This is a genomic window from Grimontia kaedaensis (genome assembly GCF_023746615.1).
GTDB classification, from domain to species: domain Bacteria; phylum Pseudomonadota; class Gammaproteobacteria; order Enterobacterales; family Vibrionaceae; genus Enterovibrio; species Enterovibrio kaedaensis.
Map to the genome: position 1 here is coordinate 53,845 of NZ_CP082276.1, position 19,112 is coordinate 72,956.

17 protein-coding genes are annotated in these 19,112 nt (G+C 49.3%); 7 read left to right on the top strand and 10 right to left on the bottom strand.

Features of this window, described 5'->3' with window-relative positions; translation table 11 throughout:
- Positions 1-6 precede the first annotated feature (6 nt).
- Positions 7-2,079, bottom strand: a complete 2,073-nt coding sequence (locus K6Q96_RS17215; RefSeq protein ID WP_251881286.1) for a bifunctional diguanylate cyclase/phosphodiesterase — start codon at positions 2,077-2,079, stop codon at positions 7-9.
- Positions 2,076-2,918, bottom strand: a complete 843-nt coding sequence (locus tag K6Q96_RS17220; RefSeq protein ID WP_251881289.1) for a substrate-binding periplasmic protein — start codon at positions 2,916-2,918, stop codon at positions 2,076-2,078. The genes K6Q96_RS17215 and K6Q96_RS17220 overlap by 4 nt, the downstream gene beginning before the upstream one ends.
- 325 nt (positions 2,919-3,243) lie before the next feature.
- Here K6Q96_RS17220 and K6Q96_RS17225 point away from each other — a divergent pair, with 325 nt between their 5' ends.
- Both K6Q96_RS17225 and K6Q96_RS24885 read left to right on the top strand, forming a co-directional pair.
- On the top strand, positions 3,244-3,852 hold the full coding sequence (locus tag K6Q96_RS17225) for a DUF3047 domain-containing protein (protein ID WP_251881296.1): 609 nt from the start codon (positions 3,244-3,246) through the stop codon (positions 3,850-3,852).
- Positions 3,853-4,056: 204 nt separating this feature from the next.
- A complete protein-coding gene (locus K6Q96_RS24885; protein ID WP_256481852.1) occupies positions 4,057-4,185 on the top strand; it encodes a hypothetical protein in 129 nt (42 codons plus the stop codon).
- A 56-nt stretch (positions 4,186-4,241) separates the two neighbouring features.
- Here the strand turns inward: K6Q96_RS24885 and K6Q96_RS17230 are convergent, their stop codons facing one another.
- A complete protein-coding gene (locus K6Q96_RS17230) occupies positions 4,242-4,601 on the bottom strand; it encodes a diacylglycerol kinase (RefSeq protein WP_251881298.1) in 360 nt (119 codons plus the stop codon).
- 265 nt (positions 4,602-4,866) lie between these two features.
- On the opposite strand from K6Q96_RS17230, the gene K6Q96_RS17235 reads away from it, so the two are divergent.
- Positions 4,867-5,685, top strand: coding sequence for a DUF2059 domain-containing protein (locus K6Q96_RS17235; RefSeq protein WP_251881300.1), 819 nt, complete (start codon positions 4,867-4,869; stop codon positions 5,683-5,685).
- 61 nt (positions 5,686-5,746) lie between these two features.
- Here K6Q96_RS17235 and K6Q96_RS17240 read toward each other — a convergent pair whose 3' ends face one another.
- From K6Q96_RS17240 to K6Q96_RS17265, 6 genes are all read right to left on the bottom strand, one after another.
- On the bottom strand, positions 5,747-6,010 hold the full coding sequence (locus K6Q96_RS17240; protein ID WP_251881302.1) for a glutathione S-transferase N-terminal domain-containing protein: 264 nt from the start codon (positions 6,008-6,010) through the stop codon (positions 5,747-5,749).
- Positions 6,011-6,157: 147 nt separating this feature from the next.
- Positions 6,158-6,859 (bottom strand): SDR family oxidoreductase, encoded by a 702-nt coding sequence (locus tag K6Q96_RS17245; protein WP_251881304.1) that lies wholly within the window; start codon positions 6,857-6,859, stop codon positions 6,158-6,160.
- Between the two features lie 72 nt (positions 6,860-6,931).
- The gene (locus K6Q96_RS17250) at positions 6,932-10,024 is read right to left on the bottom strand and encodes a beta-galactosidase (protein WP_251882394.1); all 3,093 of its coding nucleotides are present in this window, start codon (positions 10,022-10,024) and stop codon (positions 6,932-6,934) included.
- Between the two features lie 45 nt (positions 10,025-10,069).
- Positions 10,070-12,217, bottom strand: a complete 2,148-nt coding sequence (locus tag K6Q96_RS17255) for an alpha-galactosidase (protein WP_251881306.1) — start codon at positions 12,215-12,217, stop codon at positions 10,070-10,072.
- 56 nt (positions 12,218-12,273) lie between these two features.
- Positions 12,274-13,284 carry a substrate-binding domain-containing protein gene (locus K6Q96_RS17260; RefSeq protein WP_251881308.1) on the bottom strand — a complete coding sequence of 337 codons (1,011 nt, stop codon included), beginning with the start codon at positions 13,282-13,284 and terminating at the stop codon, positions 12,274-12,276.
- Positions 13,285-13,326: 42 nt separating this feature from the next.
- Positions 13,327-14,460, bottom strand: coding sequence for an ABC transporter ATP-binding protein (locus K6Q96_RS17265; protein ID WP_251881311.1), 1,134 nt, complete (start codon positions 14,458-14,460; stop codon positions 13,327-13,329).
- Between the two features lie 287 nt (positions 14,461-14,747).
- On the opposite strand from K6Q96_RS17265, the gene K6Q96_RS17270 reads away from it, so the two are divergent.
- The 4 genes from K6Q96_RS17270 (at position 14,748) to K6Q96_RS17285 (ending at position 18,275) form a co-directional block, all read left to right on the top strand.
- Entirely contained in the window at positions 14,748-15,590 is an 843-nt protein-coding gene (locus K6Q96_RS17270) for a carbohydrate ABC transporter permease (protein WP_434802193.1), read from the top strand.
- A 1-nt stretch (position 15,591) separates the two neighbouring features.
- A complete protein-coding gene (locus tag K6Q96_RS17275; RefSeq protein ID WP_251881315.1) occupies positions 15,592-16,443 on the top strand; it encodes a carbohydrate ABC transporter permease in 852 nt (283 codons plus the stop codon).
- A gap of 55 nt (positions 16,444-16,498) precedes the next feature.
- On the top strand, positions 16,499-17,710 hold the full coding sequence (locus tag K6Q96_RS17280; protein ID WP_434802194.1) for an ABC transporter substrate-binding protein: 1,212 nt from the start codon (positions 16,499-16,501) through the stop codon (positions 17,708-17,710).
- A gap of 202 nt (positions 17,711-17,912) precedes the next feature.
- The gene (locus K6Q96_RS17285; RefSeq protein WP_251881320.1) at positions 17,913-18,275 is read left to right on the top strand and encodes a hypothetical protein; all 363 of its coding nucleotides are present in this window, start codon (positions 17,913-17,915) and stop codon (positions 18,273-18,275) included.
- Between the two features lie 34 nt (positions 18,276-18,309).
- Here the strand turns inward: K6Q96_RS17285 and K6Q96_RS17290 are convergent, their stop codons facing one another.
- Entirely contained in the window at positions 18,310-19,065 is a 756-nt protein-coding gene (locus K6Q96_RS17290) for a carbon-nitrogen hydrolase family protein (protein ID WP_251881321.1), read from the bottom strand.
- Positions 19,066-19,112: the final 47 nt, after the last annotated feature.

The following is a 19,112-nucleotide window of genomic DNA, read 5'->3' on the forward strand; positions in this document are numbered from 1 at the left end:
GAAAAATTACGAATCCAGACAGGAGCTGTGTTTGGCTTGGCGGTTGGCGACAAACCGCATGAAGTCTTCAATGGTGAGAGGCTTGGCATAAAAGTAGCCTTGGGCGTACTCAAAGCCTTGGTTGAGGAGATAGGTTTCCTGGTCGAGTGTTTCTACGCCTTCGGCGATGACGGCCATGTCGAGCTTGTCAGCAAGATATTTAACGACATTGAAGATGGCTTTAGCATCATTATCACCCGGTAAGACCTGTGTGAACTGACGATCGATTTTGATTTGGTCAAACCCATAGGTCAGCAGGTATTCAAGCGAAGCGAATCCGGTACCGAAATCATCCAATGAAACGGTCACTCCTGCGTTCTTGAGCCAGTTACGGACCTTGTTGGTTGAGTCGGTATTGATCATTTGGGATGACTCGGTAATTTCGATATCCAGACTCTGGAGCGGTACATCGTTGTCTTCTGAACAGGACAGCAACTCAGCGATAAAGCCATCGGACGTGAGCTGTTGAGGCGAGACATTCACGCTGAAGCGAAAATCGTTGGGTAAATGGTCCAGAATATGGCTGACGTCATAAAACGCCCGACGCATGATCTCTCGACCTAAAGCAACAATCAGACCCGTACGCTCTGCTTCCTCGACAATATCTACATGTGCAACATTCTGTTGCCGCTCACTATGATTAAGCCTGAGCAACGCTTCGCAGCCTGTCACTAACCCCGTTTTCATACTGACTTTAGGCTGATAGTAGAGGGTGAATTCTTTGGTTTCGATAATACGCTGTAGTGCTTTTCGCACTGCTTCGCGGTTGGTGCGGGCTATATCGGCATCTTTATCGTAGAAGCGCACACAACGACGTCCGGCTTCTTTGGCGATGTAGAGGGCGATATCCGTGGCATGAAGCAATTGCCGCGGCGTGTGGCCATTTTCCGGGAAAAAGGCGACGCCGATAGAGGTGGAGATCCAAGGTGTGCTGGCGACATCCTCTTTCACTGCAACATTCAGCAGGGGCATCAGCAAGTCTTCAACGGTTTGCTGATGACTCTGGGAAGGGATAATGCAGACAAATTCGTCGCCGCCGGTGCGGCTGATAGATGCCTTTGGAAGCTGCTGTTTAAGCGCATGGGCAAACCTGACCAGTAGTACATCGCCTTCCTGATGACCATTGGCATCGTTATATCCACCAAAGTCATCAATATCGAGAGAAACCAACGCGAAAGGGTGTTCGTTGTTACAAAGGGTGTTGAGCTCAGAGAGCAGGGCGCGGCGGTTGGAAACATTGGTCAAGGGGTCTATTTCTGACAACGCCTTCAGCTCGGCTTTAGCGCTCTCTAGTTCTCGCATGTAGCTCACTGCCTGCTGAACGGAGTTGTTATAGGCATGTACCAACAAGCCGAATTCATCATTTTCGTGTCCATCGATTTCTAGCAGACGTGCATTTTTCTGCCGTGCCAGTTTGGCGTTCTTATCAATAGAATCGATGATCTTGGAGAGCGGTCTCCCTATCTGATTGTGGAATAGGATGGTCAGGATGATGGCGATCAAGAGAACTTCTGCCATGGTAGAAAGGCAAATGGTCCACACTAAATCGTAAAACTCCGCCTCTGAGGTATGAAAGTTCACCGTTCCAATTAAGGTCCCGACATGTTGGTCAACAAACTGACTGTCTCTGTAGATTTTGAAGCTTAACGGGTAGGAGAGAGTAAAGGTTTCATGAACAGGAAGAAGGGCATGCATCCATCCAGGTAAGTGATCTTCGTGATGAGGCTGCTTTATAGAAGCCACCACATCATCATAATTATCGAGAATGGTGACTTCTTGAAACAGATGGTCACCTTCAAAGCCTTTTAGGAGTGAAAGGCCTTGAGCAGAGTCGAGGTTGAACGCTGCATAAGCCGCGCTATCGAGAATGTTTTCCAGCTGGAGGCGGGCGTCCTGTTCCTTTTCGGTATTAAGGTGGTTGAGCTGAGCAGTTGCAATCACCACACTGATCACAACACCCCCAATGATGCTCAGTAGCATCACAGACGCAACAAATCGTCTTAACAGTGGAGCCCTAGTACCGAAAAACTTGGATGTCATAAATCCTCGGTGTGATCTGTTGGTTTAATAGCGGAGCAAGAAAGCTCATATGTCAGTTCTGGATCGTCCCTAGTGCAGATTTGGTGGAGCGTACCATTCTCGAAAAGCGTTTGATAAGCGGTACTCAAGCGGTCAATCACCTCCTGATCTGAGCTAAGGCTTATAGCGAGGTTCAATATCAGTGGCTTTTTCGGATCCCCCAGATAAAAGTAGGGTTCCAGGTCATTGTTATTGTTCTCGCTATATGCGTAAACAGACCAAAGCCCAGTGACATAATCGCACTTGCGGTTTTGTAGCAGCAATAAGTGTCTCGCAGGTCTGGCAACGCCACCTGAGTTTGTTTGGATAGAAAAAAGCGTTGCTCTGAGTGTGAAAAGGTTCTCGTTAGGAACAAATCCTTTGTTAACTAAGTACTGGTAGGAGTATGTTTCCAGTTCAGAGCAAACGCGAAATTGTTTAGCTTCCTCGAGTGAGTCTTTCGCCAATTCGGATCGGTTTTTAAGGCCAATTAAAGAAGAACGCTCGAGCGCATACAACGCACCAATCCAATGGAATAGGTCTTTGCGTTTTTCCGAAAAAGCGATGGCGAAAATGGCGACGTTTTTCTCTTTTTGCGCTGTTTTATATGCTCTGGCCCACGGCATCACGTCAATGGGAGAGTCGAAGCCCGCTTCATCTAGAATAGCCTGTACCATGTCAACAGCTCGTCCTCCAAACTGTCCTTCATCATCGATGATCTGATAGGGCGGCAGAGTTTCGGATACAACGCGCAGAGGCTGTTCAGCAAAGGCAAATGCAGCCTGAAAAAACAAGCCAATAAAAACGTAAAATTGTCGCATAAATTCCCGCAAATCAATCCGTTGGTCGTGACTGCCAATTCCATCAAGCGACCTTTTTATTTCGTATCAGTGCATCTGCACCATATTCTTCTAGGAGTATATTAATTAACCGCAAGATTCATTGGTGTCTCATTTTTAGTACTTCAATGGACTTTTTTTACGCCTCGTTTTAAGTGCGTGTTGCATATGACTTGTGCTCAAATCACGCTCAGCGGAAAAATACTGACAGTATTGAAAGATGATGCGGAGAAATCCGTTCTTATCGATTATCCCCAAAACCGGAATGATTCGTTTGAGTAGATGTACTTACACATGGTTGCCCACTTTGTTTCTGCTTCAATTCTCAGCGGAAGCGAACGTGGCACTCGATTATCAGGATCTTTCTGAATGGCAGGTCAAAGCGTTCAAAAACGAAACACGCTACCGTTTGATTTATGATGAGACGGTCAACGGACAGGTGCTTCATGGTAAAAGCCGGGATGCTGCTTCTGGGTTGATCATGGAAAAAGAAATAGACCTGACCGAAACGCCTTGGCTGAGCTGGCAATGGAAAGTTGATACCTTTCCGACAACCGATAACGAAAAGCTAAAAACGCAGGATGATTTTGCTTGGCGACTATCAGTGACTGTCGTGACGGGTATGACCATGATGAGCAGTAGAACCATTGTGTATGTCTGGACTCCGAATCAGCCGGAGAACAGTTTTTGGCCGAATCCTTTTGCCCCTAAACGCTTTAAAATGTTGGCTGCTACCTCAGGTGAACAGATAAACGAGTGGGTTTCGGTTAGGCGGAATGTGCGGGAAGATTTCCTTCGTCTGTTCGGGAAAGACTACAAAACTCTGTCAGTGGTTGCGGTGACATCTGATAGTGACAATTCTCAATCTGAAACCTCCGCCTATATCACGCCACTGACTTTCTCAGAAAACCCTTAAAACAAGATGTTAATAGTATTATTAAACGGTCGCTGAATCGTTATTTTTGCATGTAAACTTTCTAGTTTACTTTTGCGATTTGCTGAGTACGATATGCGCCTCTTTAGGCTGCTGCGAAAGTCTCCCGTGCTCTTCTTCGCCCCTTCCGCAACTGCGCCTCCCTATCGTTATCGCCCCTTTTAAGGGGTATCTGGAAGCAGAAGTATGTTCTCGTTAAAACGTGTGCTTGCTTTGCCAGATAGCCTTAAATCAAAAACCGCCTGGACTGAAGCAGATTTTCAATTGCTGGCCGATTTTGCAGAGATGCAAGATACAAAGGTGTATTCGCGCTAAAAGCCGGGCTTGCTCAGAATACAAAGAGGCGACATAACGTCGCCTTTTTGCGCTTATCAGAACAGTAAAAATGAACCCCAGGTGATCACCACCAGAAGCAGTGCAATAAACACCGCTGCAGAGCCGATATCCTTGGCTCGGCCGCTCAGTTCATGGCGTTCAGGGCCAATACGATCAACGACTGCTTCAATTGCAGAATTGATCAGCTCCACAATCACTACGATAAACAAAGAGGCCACCATCAGAAGCTGTTCTACCTGTGTGACAGGAAGAAAGAACGAAAGGGTGGTCATTACAATCAACAGAACCGATTCCTGTCGAAATGCTGCTTCATTGTTCCATGCCGCGCGAAGTCCCTGAAAAGAATACCCGGCGGCATACAGTATGCGCTTTAGACCAGTCCTATTGGGTTTCATATGCCAAACTCTCAGAGTACTTTGATGGGGTGCTATTTTGCGCCTGAACACGCTAAATATCCATGCTTTTAGCTGATGATGTGCGTGCGTCTTTTTACCGAAATAAGTACTAATTCCAAATAAATCCCAAAGCTGCTGTGTGTTTTTCAACCACCATCATTAATGATTCCTTTTCCGGCGCAAGGAAGCCGGGATAAAAAGAAAAGTTTCTCTACGCACCCAGCAAACAGGGTGCTGCATTAAAACCTCTATTAAGGATAACAACATGTTCCAACAAGCTGTAAAATGGGCGCTCTATTTAATGATCTTCTGTGTTGCTGGCTCCGCTCAGGCAGCTTCAGACAAATCTCTCAATGCACTCCTTAAGACTTCCGGCATTGAAGAAATGGTGAATCAGTTCCCCGACACCGTTAAAGCAGGCATCCTGGAAGCGCAACAGCAGCAAGGTGCGCTGCCAGAGAAAGATCTTGATGCGATGATCCTCTCTGTTGATGAAACCATTGTTCCCGCCAAGATTCTCGCAGGTATCCGCAAATCACTCTCCAGCGAGTTAAACGACCAGCAAATTGCTGGTTTGATGAAATGGTATGAATCACCGATCGGGCAATCTTTTACTGAAGCTGAAGAAAAAAGCGGCACAGAAGAAGCATTTGCGGCAATGTCTGCAGAAGCACCCAAGCTGTTGCAAAACCAAAAGCTTATTGCTCAAGTACAGAAAATCGACCAACTTCTGAATGCGACCAACCTTACTGTTAACTTTTTCGAGCAAGTTCAGATGGCGATTTTTGCGGGCCTGATGTCCGCGCTTCAGCCTGATATTCCGTTAGATATGAGCGAGATGAAAAAGGAACTTAATGCAGTGCGTACGCAATCTACGGCGAACGTGCAGCAGATGGTGCATGTCTCACTGGCTTATGCCTACAAAGATTTTAAACCAGAAGAGCGTGAGCAATACATTGCGTTCCTATCTGCGCCTGACGCGAGCCGTTTTAATCAAACGGCGTTGAAAAGCATGATGGATCAGCTTGAAGTAAGCTTTATGGGGTGGGCAAAACGTGTAGGTGAGAAAAAGCGCGAGTCATAAACGTTCAGGACGAAAACAAAAAACGCCGCTAGCGGCGTTTTCTTTTGGCATGACTCAACGGCTACTTAGCGAAATTATCTTCGAAGTACTCGATGATGTCATCAGACTCATACATCCACTCAACGGTGCCGTCATCGTGCTCAATACGCAAGCAAGGCACCATTCCTCGGCCGCCTTCACTCACCAGTTCTTGGTAAGCTTCTCGATCAGCACCCGCATCGACCAACGCCACATCAAGATTCATCATCTTCAATGCCGCTCGGACTTTGAGGCAGAATGGGCAGTAGTTTTTGTGGTAAAGGCTGTGAGCATTTAAATCAGGCATACTTCTTCCTTTTTGATTGTGAATGGTCTTGCTAGGCATAAGACCCGTGTTTTCGAATATTTTATTCATTGCTAATGTAATGTACCCAAACAACTTGGGGGTTAGGAGGTCAGCGGGCATCGTCAGATAGCTTGGGTATGAGCTCAATCACCACGGAATCTTTTCACCTTGGTAATTTAAGAACCCTCCACTGTCTTTCGCTTCAAGCCCTTCCAACACTACATATAGTCCCTGTGCAGATTCTTCCGCTGAAATTAACGCATTTGGCCCGCCCATCTCGGTTTGAACCCAGCCTGGATGCAATGCGACAGAAATGATGCCTTGTGAAGACAAATCGTTGGACAGACTTTTCACGACGGAATTAAGCGCTGCTTTGGATGAGCGATAGATATACCCGCCCCCTGAGGTGTTTTCCGCCATACTGCCTACTTTCGACGAAACTGCAGCGAAGGTGCCTTTGGCTGCCAAAAGGTGAGGATAAAACGCTTCTGCTATTTTGAGAGGAGCAAGAGTGTTGATTTCGAGGACCTTGCGCCATTCATCCATATCTGTATTGCCAAATCCACAGCCTTTCGGACCATAGTAACCAGCATTATTGAGGATAAGGTTGAACTGTTTACCAGAGAGTGATTGAGCCAATGCGTCAATGTCGGCGTGGTCAGTGACATCCAGCGCGTGGATACTGAGCGATTCATACTGGGTAGCAAGTGCATTCAGATCAGTGGCCTCGGAGGGGTGGCGGCAACAGGCATGGACATGCCAACCTGCGTCTAGATAGATTTGGGTAAGTGCTAGCCCAATACCACGGTTTGCACCCGTGATGAGCATATGTTTGGAAGCCATGGCCATCTTCATTCCCTAGGGTTTGGGTATTAATATGATGGCCATGGTAGCAAATTCCTAGGGCTACAGACTTTGCTATCAGTCCCTTTTCATCGAGAGTTTCAGCGCATAACGGTAGTGCGCTGCATCGAGCAGGAATTCTGGATGCACACTTGGACTCCAGGAATCATCGCCGCCGATGCCCATATGATAGCCATCTATGCGCATATAGATGTGATCGTCTTTGACCAACTCTTCCTGATGCTTGGCTTCAGTCAGGCTTTCTTGGCTGTAGCGGCTTACAGAGAAATGGAACATTCCTTCAATGCGCAGGTTGTCGATATCCAACTGGCGAACGTCACAGCGAAGTCCGTTCTCAGACGGGAAGATATATGGCGTGTGCATGTCATCAATGCTTGATAAATAGCGACTCACCATGGCGCCCGCTTTACGGTCGGGGTAGTTCTCAAACGGTCCACGTCCAAACCAAGCGACAGAGTCAGTGAGCGGCAATGCCAACTCTAAACCAACCCGTGGAAGTGACGGTAAATCCTGCGCAACATTGACATCAACAGTCAAGACAATGGTGCCTGAAAGATCAACTTCATAGCGCCATAGTGTGCTGATAACCATAGCGCCGCCTATGAAATAGCCATGGTGGGAGCGGATTTGTACCGTATCAGAAAGTACATCAACGGTGTTAAACAGATTCTCATGGCGCAAATCGAACAAACCGGCTTGCTGCCATTTTCCGAGCCAGGCATTAGGATCAGGTCGATCGGCTTCGCTCGCTCCAATATCGTTGTCGATGGGCGGACGGATGAAGTTGTCTTTTGGCGCATCGAGAAGCTGTTCTTCTCCATCAATCAACCAACGCACCAAATGGCCACTTTGCTTGTCGAAATCCAGCTCGAAATAATCGCCTTTTACTGTCCAGTGATCCGGCTCATCAATCACATCAGGCAGTCTGTCGGGAGCCAACTCAGGGGACTGCAGCGCGCGATAAACCGGAAGCACTAATTGCCCCCAGCCAATAACGGCCCCTTCCGGAGCCCACGCTTCACCCGCCGAAAGAACCACTTCCAGATTCAGGAAGTATTCCTGATTGTGTTTCGGATACGGCAAGGACTTGGCGAGCTCAATCTGTGCGTCTTTCCCAGCCAGAAGATGAAGCGCAGCTTCGCCACTGGCGACCTGTTTACCATTGCCCTGAATCGACCAACGGAGCGTGAGGTTTTCCGGGGCATGGAACTGGTACTCATTGCTGATCGCCACTACCAGCGGGTACGTGCCTTCCAGTTTGTAGCTGAAGCGCTGCTGGTGGAATTTAGCTTCGAAAGCTGCTGGGTGCGGTGTCCTGTCTGGGAACATTAGGCCATTGATGCAGAACTGTCGGTCGTTAGGTGTGTCACCAAAATCTCCGCCATAACACCATTGGCTACCTTGATCATCTTTCCGGGAAATGCCCTGATCAACCCAATCCCAAATAAAACCGCCCTGAAGGCGGGGATAACGGCGGAAAGCTTCCCAGTACTTATCAAAACTACCAAGACTGTTGCCCATGGCATGAGCATATTCACAAAGGATCAGCGGGCGATTCTCGTTGGGTAGGCCAATCCACTTGGACAACGCCCATTTTGGTAGGCCAAGGTCGGTTTGATCCTGCTCGACACGCGCGTACATAGGGCAAATGATGTCTGTGGCTGTGGTGTCCGCACCACCGCCTTCATACTGCACGGGTCGGCTGGGATCGCGCTGTTTGACCCATTGGTACATGGCGTGGTGGTTGTTTCCAATGCCGGACTCATTGCCCAACGACCAGATGATAATGCAAGGGTGGTTTTTATCACGCTCCACCATGCGTGTCACACGTTCGGTATAGGCGCTCAGCCATTCTGCATTGTCGGAGAGCTGGCACATGGGCTCCATACCATGGGTTTCGATATTAGCTTCATCAACCACATAGAGCCCAAGTTTGTCGCACAGATTGTAAAACGCAGGGTGGTTAGGGTAATGCGATGTGCGTACTGCATTGAAGTTGAATTGCTTGATGAGCTTGAGATCTTTTTCAATGTCTTCAACGGTTTGAACATAACCTCTTTCTGGGTGAAACTCGTGACGGTTCACGCCACGAATAAGTGTAGGGAGGTCGTTGACTTTCAATACACCATCGCTGATACCAACTTGCCGGAAACCCACGTTGCAGGCCTCGATATCAATGGGCTCGTCATTCTCGTCCAACAGCATAATGACCAAACGGTAGAGATGCGGATCTTCGTCGCTCCAAAGTCTTGGGCAGGAAACGATGAGTGAATGTTCACAACGATCGCCCCAAGCACCGCGCTCATCAATCACACGCTGACCGCATTCAGCTATCACTGGTCCACTGAGATCTGTGCCTTCGTCAAACAGCTGAATAGCGACTTTGTTGCACCTGCCCTGAAGCTTGGTGGTGATATTCAAAGTGCCGACATGGTGGGTGGGGTCGAGCACCGTTTGTACACTGAAATCTGAAATTTGATCTTGGGGCTTTTTACGTAGTGTCACATCACGGAAGATGCCGCTTAGCCACCACATGTCCTGATCTTCAAGGTAGCTACCATCACTCCAACGCAGCACGACAGCGGTAATTTGGTTTTCCCCTAGTGTGACGAAAGGGCTGAGGTCGAACTCAGCAGGTAGGCGGCTATCTTGACTGTATCCCACAAAATGCCCATTGCAGAATAGGTAAAAGGCGGAGCAGACACCGTCAAAACAGATCAGGGTTTGTTCGTTGAGCCAGCCTTCAGGTAACTGGAATTTGGTACGGTATACCGCAGTCGGATTTTTTTGCGGTACCTTAGGTGGTTCCACGTCAAAGGGGTACTGCACATTGGTATAAATGGGAATGTCATCAGTGTCTTCAAGCTGCCAGTTTGAAGGTACAGGGATCGTGCGCCAGGTTGCGTCGTCGAACTCTCGGTTTGTGGTTTCAGAAGGCACAGATTCCGGTGCCTCATAAAGTGAAAACTGCCAGTCACCATTCAGTGAAATACGGCGTCGTGAAACAGGAATGGCGTTGTACTGATCATCCAGCGCTGCTTCGACGCTGGGATACGACGCCATAGGGCAATGCGCAGGAAGGCGGTTTAACTGAGTAACAGAGGGATTTTCCCACTGACGACGGCGGATCAACTCTGCAAATCGGGTCATGTTGTGGTTCTCAAACTCGTTCATTCAAGGCGGGCCATGGAACGTTTACGATTCAACGGTAAAGGACAACAGCATGGCACTTTCTGGATCCATTACTGGCAAGCTTAGTCCAATTTGACTGAGCTGGTCGCCGTTAACGACCTGAGTTTTTTCAATCCAGACAGGGAGATGCTTCATGGTCTTACTGAAAGCGGCAGGTGCATCAACTACCTCAACACGGTAGCTTTTATCCCCGCTAAGAGTCGGCATCTTCAGCCGTTGGCCTAGTGCATGTTGAGGCATAGTTAATTGAATGACGGCAAGCAACACGACGCTTTCATCCATCACACCATAGATATGAGTACCGGGATCTACCGAAGGCAGAATGAAGGATTTGCCGCTATGAAGAAGCGGACGATACTGCTTGTGCAGTGCAATGTATTTGGAAAATGCCCGCAACTCGCTGTCTTCCAACCCTTGCGGGTCGAGTTCTGCGCCCATGTGTCCGAAAAGCGCAGTAATGCCGCGCAGTGACATGTCATGGCAGCGCCTTGTGGTGTGGCTGAGTCTGGGGCCAATATGACTGCCCATGACTTCCGGCGGGAAAAACAGTTGCATGCCACGCTGAATGGTTTGTCTCTCGAGAGCGTCGTTGCAGTCGGACGTCCAGAATCTGTGGGTGCGTTTAAGCACTTCATAATCCACGCGCCCACCTCCCGACGCGCAAGATTCTATCTCCACGTGGGGGTGCTTTTCGCGCAGTGCGTCTATCAACCGATAAAGCGCCAGTGTTTGCCCGTGGTAAGCGGCTTTACCTTGGTGAGCAGATTGCACCAACTCGCGGTTCATGTCCCACTTAAGATAACCAATGTTATATTCTGTCATCAGGCTGTTGAGCGACGACAGCAGGTAATCGAAAGCTTGGGGGTTTTGCAGGTCGAGCAAAAACTGGTTTCTACCGGCAGGCTGCTGGTAGCCCAGTTCATCCATGCCAAGCATCCATTCTGGGTGCGCGCGGTAAAGCGCCGAGTTTTTGCTCACCATTTCCGGCTCGACCCAAAGGCCAAACTCCATGCCAAGCTGGTTGATGTGGTCAATCACAGGCTTTAAGCCTTCTGGGTATTTCCGTTTGTCGACCTGCCAGTCACCCAAGGCACAGGTGTCATCATCCCTGTCAGTAAACCAGCCATCATCCAGAATAAAGCGTTCGACACCGAGTCTTGCCACTGCGGTGGCCATTTCCATAATGCGTTGCGGCTCATGGTCGAAATAGATGCCTTCCCAAGTGTTGAAATGCACCGGGCGCAACTTGGACTGCGGAAAGTTTAAAATCTGATAACGCACAAACTGGTGGAAACGCTGCATCATGCCATTCAGCCCTTCCGCACTGAACACGGCATAAAGTTCGGGCGTTGAGAAGCTTTCGCCCGGCGCGATAGAAATTTCTCCAGATGCGAGCAGCGCTTCAGCCTGCAAATAACGCCGGCCATCGCTTTTCACGTGAGCTTGAACGCGATGGTTGCCGCTCCAGCCCAAATGCATTCCTATCAGATCGCCGCGCAGCTCGTTAGTGTCTTTTTGTAAGGCAATCAAGCCAGGAAAGTACTCGTGGGATGTGCGTCCACGACGGTTTTCCTGCACGTATCCGCCGTGCTTGAATGAAAGGCGTTGCTGGTGGAACTCATGGGACCAGCGCCCATGTAAGCTGATTAAGTCAAGAAAATCATCATTCACCGGAAGTGTGAGTGCAAGTCTCTGAAGCGCATATTCTGTTGTGCCAGTGTTGGTCAGTTTATGGCTGAGGGTCAGGACATCTGTGTCTTCATCAAGCGAGAGCATTGAACAAACTTCAAGTCCGGCACGGGGGTCACTCATAGTAATGGTGGCGCAGCTAAGGGTTGCAGTAACGGAGATCACTTCAAAGACCGCTGCCCAGTCTTTCCCGTTTCGATGTCCCTCAATGCCAGGGCTGCCGAAATCGCCTCGACCTTGCTCGGGGATTAGAGCCAGCGGTATGGATACGTCGAGTCTGGCTTGTCCTACTGGAATATTGAAGAGGGCACCGCTGAGTGGCACTTCTGCATCTATCTTTTTGCCCCAGTAAACGATAGCCGGAGCAGGTTGTATCATTAAGATAATGCTGGCTTGCGCTGATTGCAGATGCACATAACGCTCAGAAGCAGCATTGTTTGTCTGCGTGGGCTTTCTCGCCATGAATCCATTCCCTCTCATCTGGCGCTTAACGCCCAACAATTTCCGTATTCCTGACTCTATTCGTTTGGCTTAGCGACAGAGTTTCTTTTAATCAGTGTGGGTGTGTAATTGCCTTTTTCATCACGCATAGGTTGTTGGCTTGATACCGCGATGGCTTGCTCTGCGGCAAGCGCTGCCATTTCCTCAATAGGATAGCGAACCGATGTGAGTTTTGGGTGGAGATAGCGTGCGATAAGGCTGTCATCAAAGCCGACAACCGAGACATCTTCCGGCACGCGAAAGTCACGGTCAGTCAGCGCGGTCATTGCCCCTGCTGCCATGATGTCGTTGTAACAAAATACTGCGCTAAGGTTCGGGTTATCTGCCATAAGCTTTGCCATAGCCCGCTCACCACCTGTTTCGTCAGGGGTATCGAATGCCATCATCACCGGATGGGTCTTATCGGTGACGCGATAGGTATTCAACGCATCTTCATAACCTTGCTGGCGTTGCACCGTATCTTCGATGGGGTGGCTGGAACCGATGTACGCCACATAGCGGTGGCCTTGTTCAATCAGATGTTCGGTTGCCAGAAATGCACCGCGGTAGTTATCAAGGAAGATGCACCGGCCTTCTAGCCCTGGGATCAGACGGTTGATAAACACGATGGCACCGTGTTCTTCTGAAAAGGCGCGGAGTGTGTCGTCATCCAACGCTTTACTGTGCACAATAAGTGAGGCGACCTGATTCTGGATCAATGATTCAATTGCCTGCTTTTCCCTTGCCGCTTCGTGATAGCCGTTGCCAATCAAGAGGTGATGACCTTGCCGGTGGGCAATGGTATCAACGTGTTTGACCAAGGAGCCAAAGAAGGGGTCAGACACGTCCGCCACAACGACACCAATCGCCCGGCTTCGCTTGCTGACCAAGGTGCGTGCTGCGGCATTCGGACGGTAGCCCAGCTCGCGCATGGTGCGTTTTACCAAATCGGCGGTATCGGATTTGGTGAGCGGCGAGCCGTTGATCACACGGGAGACCGTGGCAACTGACACGCCTGCCTGACGCGCGACGTCCTTAATGGTTGCCATGAAGAAGATCTCCTATCAAATTGCCTGAAAGCGGCATTATCATTACTCCTGCGCGTTGGCAGTGAGTGGTGCGGGGTCTTCCTCGCCTTCCGGACGGTGGGTTATTGCCTGCTCGTTGCTGTCGAACAGGTGAATGTCGTCCAGAGAACAGTGCAGGGAGACAGTCTGGAAGGCTTTCACGGCATTGTCGCCGGGAATATGAACCTTGAATCCGTCTTCACCGCAATATTGGCCGAACAGGTAGGTACTGTTACCAAGGCGCTCCACCACTTCACTGTGAAATTGGAAATTAAAGCCCGGGCCTTCGCCGATCTGAATATGTTCAGGTCGGATACCGACGGTCACTGCCTCGCCATCGTTGACCTTACGGGCAACGCTGACAGTAAGAATTTGGCCGTCAGGCATAGCGACAGCGACTTCATTACCGTTGATGGCAGAAATGCGGCCGGGGACAAAATTCATTTTCGGTGAACCGATGAAACCTGCCACGAACAGATTAGCGGGATTGTGATATAGCGCCAAAGGAGAGCCAACTTGCTCCACATTTCCGGCTCGCAGCACCACGATTTTGTCGGCAAGTGTCATGGCTTCGACCTGATCGTGGGTCACGTAAATCATGGTGTTGCCCAGTTCCTGATGAAGCTTGGCAATCTGCAGACGCATTTCAACGCGAAGCTCAGCATCCAGATTGGAGAGGGGTTCATCGAACAGGAAGACTTTTGGATCCCGCACAATAGCGCGACCAATCGCCACACGCTGGCGTTGGCCACCAGACAATGCTTTGGGTTTTCTGTCCAGCAGGGCTTCAAGTTGCAGGGTTTTGGCAGCGCGGTCGACGTGCTTGTCGATTTCCGCTTTGTCGACGCCGTTCATTTTCAGGCCAAAACCCATGTTTTCCCGGACCGTCATGTGCGGGTAAAGCGCATAAGATTGGAACACCATGGCGACACCGCGGTCTGCCGGGTCAACGTTGTTCACCTCTGCGCCGTCGATGGAGATGGTGCCATCTGAAATGGTTTCAAGACCGGCAATCAGGCGCAGCAACGTAGATTTGCCGCAACCGGAAGGGCCTACAAACACCACGAACTCTCCCCCGCTGATATCTAGGTCGATACCGTGAATCGTTTCGATTTTACCGAAGCGCTTAATAACTTTTCTCAGTGTGATGTCGGCCATACCGCGGTCCCTATGCAATCAGTTTCTTTTCGGTGAATCGAATTTCGTCGTTTTGGTCACCCTTTTCTAAAAATAGGCGGTTTTTCGACGAATGGAAACGTTTACATTGTCGATTTTGTGAACTAGTTTTAAAGAATGAACTCGCGTTGGTTACATTTTAGTAACAAAAAAATGCGTCGGATATTGCGCGTTGTTGGTTCATCAACGTTAGAAAAACAGGACGTAATATGACTGTGCATTCCTCATCAGCATCCAAGCCTTTCGCTGTTCAGCGAAGTCAGTTGGCAATGGCACCTTGGTTCTTCCTTGCCCCCGCCATTGTTGTTTTCGCGATATATGTGCTTTATCCCATTGGTCAAAGTATCTGGCTCAGCTTCTTTGATTGGGACGGTCTGGGAGAAAAAACCTGGGTTGGTTGGGAAAACTACACTGAGCTTTTCGATTCAGATGCGTTTTACACCTCATTGGTGAACAACTTCCTCTGGATGATCCTTTTCATGCTTGCGCCTCCGATTGGCCTTCTGATTGCCCTCTTTCTCAATCAACAAGTGGCAGGTATCCGTCTTATTAAGGCGCTGTTTTTCTTCCCCTTCGTGATTTCGCAAGTGGTGGTGGGCTTGGTCTTTGCCTGGTTCTATGACCCGTCATTTGGTCTGCTAACGCAATTTATCGTCGCGTTGGGGTTTGATCCTATCTCGATTCTGGCTGATGAAGATCTGGTGACGTACGGCATCATCGCGGCCGGGCTTTGGCCTCAGGTGGCGTACTGCATGATTCTCTACCTGACGGGTCTCAACAACCTCGACCCCGAGCAGCTGGAGGCGGCGCGTCTTGATGGCGCAAAAGGCTGGCGAATGATGTGGTATGTGGTGGTACCGCAGCTCAAACCCGCCACTTTCATCGCGGTGGTTGTGACGGTGATTGGTGCGCTGAGGTCATTTGATTTAGTGGCAACCATGACTGCAGGTGGTCCTTGGGGCAGCTCAACGGTATTGGCGTACTTGATGTATGAAGAGTCTATTTTCAATTACCGCATGGGTTATGGTGCGGCGGTCGCCGTGGTGCTCTTCCTGATTATGGATATCTATATCGCCTGGTTCCTGTGGCGAATGCTGAAAGGAGAGCGTTGATATGTTTCCAAGACCGATTGAACAGCGCAGCAAATTCGTCAACGTCACGTATCGCATCTCGCTCTACATTGCCGTGTGTCTTTGGCTGATTCCGCTCGCTGCGGTGTTGATGACCTCTGTGCGCTCCATCGCTGACATTAACGCGGGTAATTACTGGGGTATGCCGGATGAACTACAACTGGTCGAAAACTACACACAGGTGTTCACTGCAACCCCTATGGGACGCTACCTGCTGAACAGCTTACTGATTTGTATTCCTGCGGTGGCGGGGGCGGTATTGCTCTCGACCCTCGCAGGTTATGCACTGGCCAAATATAAGTTCCGCGCCAATATCTGGCTATTTGCTCTGTTTATCGGCGGTAATTTTGTTCCGTTTCAGATTTTGATGATCCCGGTTCGCGACCTCACCATCAGCTTCGGTCTATATGACACCCACTGGGCGCTGATTTTCTTCCATGTCGCCTTCCAAGCCGGTTTCTGCACCTTATTTATGCGTAACTTTATGATTGGCATTCCCGATGCTCTGATTGAGGCAGCGCGTGTGGAAGGGGTCAGTGAGTGGCGCATTTTCTGGTATGTGGTTCTCCCTTTGGTGAGGCCCGCACTGGCAGCATTGTCTGTTTTGGTCTTTACCTTTATTTGGAACGACTTTTTCTGGGCTCTGGTGCTGGTTCAAAGCGATGAAGTTCGTCCTGTGACTGCAGGCCTGAACGCATTGCAAGGACAATGGCTTGCATCCTGGCAGTACATGTCCGCAGGCGCGGTAATCGCTGCACTTCCGCCTGTGGCACTGTTTTTTACGATGCAACGCCACTTTATTGCTGGATTAACCTTGGGCGCAACCAAAGGCTGATCCCGGTTTAACGAAAGTAAGGATGAAGGATATGAGAACGCTTGCTAAGAAAAGCATGGGCATGATCAGCGCTCTGATGCTGGCGCTCAGTGGTTCAGTAACCGCAGGGACGCTGGTGATTAACTCTGATGCCTCAGACCCAGCGCCAAAGAAAGCTTGGGCCGAGGTGATTGAAAAGTTCGAACAGGCGAACCCGGATATCACGGTGAAATACAACCTGTATGACCACGAAGCTTACAAGACCACGATTCGTAACTGGCTGGTGACTTCTCCACCGGACGTGGTGTTCTGGTATGCGGGTAACCGAATGAAAACCTTCGTCGACCGTGGTTTGTTTGAAGACGTGAGCGACATGTGGCAAGCCAATGGCATGGACAAAGATTTTGCCAGCGCTATGCCAGCGATGAGCGTCAACGGCAAGCAATACGGGGTGCCTTATACCTATTACCAATGGGGTATCTACTACCGCAAAGACCTGTTCGATAAATACGGCATTGCGGTGCCTAAAACCTGGGAGGATTTGGTTGCTGCCTCTAAAACCCTCAAAGACAATGGCGTGACACCATTTACGATCGGTACTAAGTATCTTTGGACGGCAGCGGGTTGGTTCGATTATCTGAACATGCGCGTTAATGGTCTCGATTTCCACATCGATCTGATGGATGGCAAAGTGCCTTACACTGACCCACGCGTGAAAGCCGTATTCGAAAAATGGAATGATCTTGTTGAGCCGGGTTATTACCTCGACAACCATGCATCTTACTCTTGGCAGGAAGCACAGCCCTTCCTGTATAACGGTGAAGCAGCGATGTATCTGATGGGTAACTTCCTCGCGGCAAACTTTACCGATGAAGTGCGTTCAAACATGGGCTTCTTCCAGTTCCCAGTGATTAATGCCAACGTGCCAAAGGCGGAAGATGCGCCAATGGATACGCTACACATTCCTTCCAAAGCGAAGAACAAAGAAGATGCGCGAAGGTTCCTTGCGTTTGTCGCGCAGCCTGAAATCCAAACCATGATCAACGAAGCGCTGCTACAAATCCCAACTAACAACAAAGCGACACCTAAGGACGATGAGTTTCTGAATGCAGGTGTAGTGATGTTGGGCGAAGCTGCAGGCACAGCGCAGTTCTACGACCGTGATACTGACCCGGCAATGGCGAAAGAAGGGATGAAGGGCTTCCAGCAATATATGGTTCACCCAGACCGAATCGACAAAATTCTTGAGAAGCTGGAAAAAACGCGTAAGCGTACTTTCAAGCAATAACTGATATATCAAATCGTTAGATTTAGAAGCGAGCGTTATTGAATAACGCTCGCTTTTTTATCTGGATATATCTAAACAACCTGAATACGGTATCTTCAGGTTGTTTAGGTATATGAGAAAGGAAAATATATGCCGTACCCTATCAGCCTGTACTAAGTTTAAGATCCCGATGTGTAAAATGAATTGCTGACAGGAAAGGGCAATGCCAAATCTGATCAACGCCAGTTACTCGAACAACATGTACCTCAGTGCGCGTCAGCGTGAGAAAGATGAGGCACAGTATGGCGCGCGTAATGAAGGCGTGAAAACTGATCAGTCGTTGACTCCCGCAGAACGCGCGGAAATGCTCCGAAAAGAGCGCGAAGAGAAAATGCAGGCGGATAAAGCACAGGAAGATTTGCCACAGCGTGGTGATTACCGCGGTTTGATAGACCGCGTAGCGGAGCAGGAAGCTAAAATGGCCAAGTTCTCCGCTTACACCCAAGGCCAGCAGCAACTCTTAAAACAAGTCGAAAAAACCATCACGCCAAACGAAGGTGAGACGAGTTACAACTTCAAGGTTTAGTTTCCGCGGCGCTTTCATTGGCTGGCGCTACCAATCAAATATCTATCACTTCCAAATCGTGCTCTAGCGTGTCATATATACCAACACAAGCCTTGTTGGCTGGTAGGTAAAGAGGCTCGTAACCAGGTTTGATTATCTGACTACCACCCAAAGGTTTACCCTCGGTAAAATTCAATGCATGTGGCCAATTGCATTGGATGAGTATTGCATTTGTTGCCTCCGATATCGCCTTGGGTGCTTTTGCATCGGTGGCTTGATCGCGCTTGCTGCCGGAGAGCGATCGAGGGGCTGCTTCCATGTACCCCGGCCACACGATGATATCTGGCATGTTGGGAGAGATTTCAGTAAGAAACCAGTCGAGGTCATCAATTTCTCTGCAAATCACCACTCCAATGTCTAAGCCGTTTAGAGAGTAATTATTTCGACCTGACCCCTCTGAGAATGCACGTCTTTCGCTCTGTGTTAAGCCGACTTTGTGCCACTGAGACAACAAAGTTCCACAACGGCCAAGCAAAAGGTAGCTGTTGTATATCGCATCATCGGAATAAGTAGGTGTCCCGACCATGATATTTACCCTTGCTTGGTATGCCGAGCTGGCAAGAAAATCAATAGCTCGCCGAGTGGTCTGTTCATTAGAATGATTGAGCACTTCTCGATGGAAACCTGTAGTAGCAAGCTCAGGGAAAATAAGCAGATCTAGGCGATTGAAGCGAGCGCACAGCCTTGATATTTCGGCGACATTTTCTTCTAGGCTCCAAGCCATCGGCATTTGGATGATCCCAACTTTCAAAATTCCTCCTCTGATATTCCCAAATGCTTGGCAGCAATCTCTTTGTG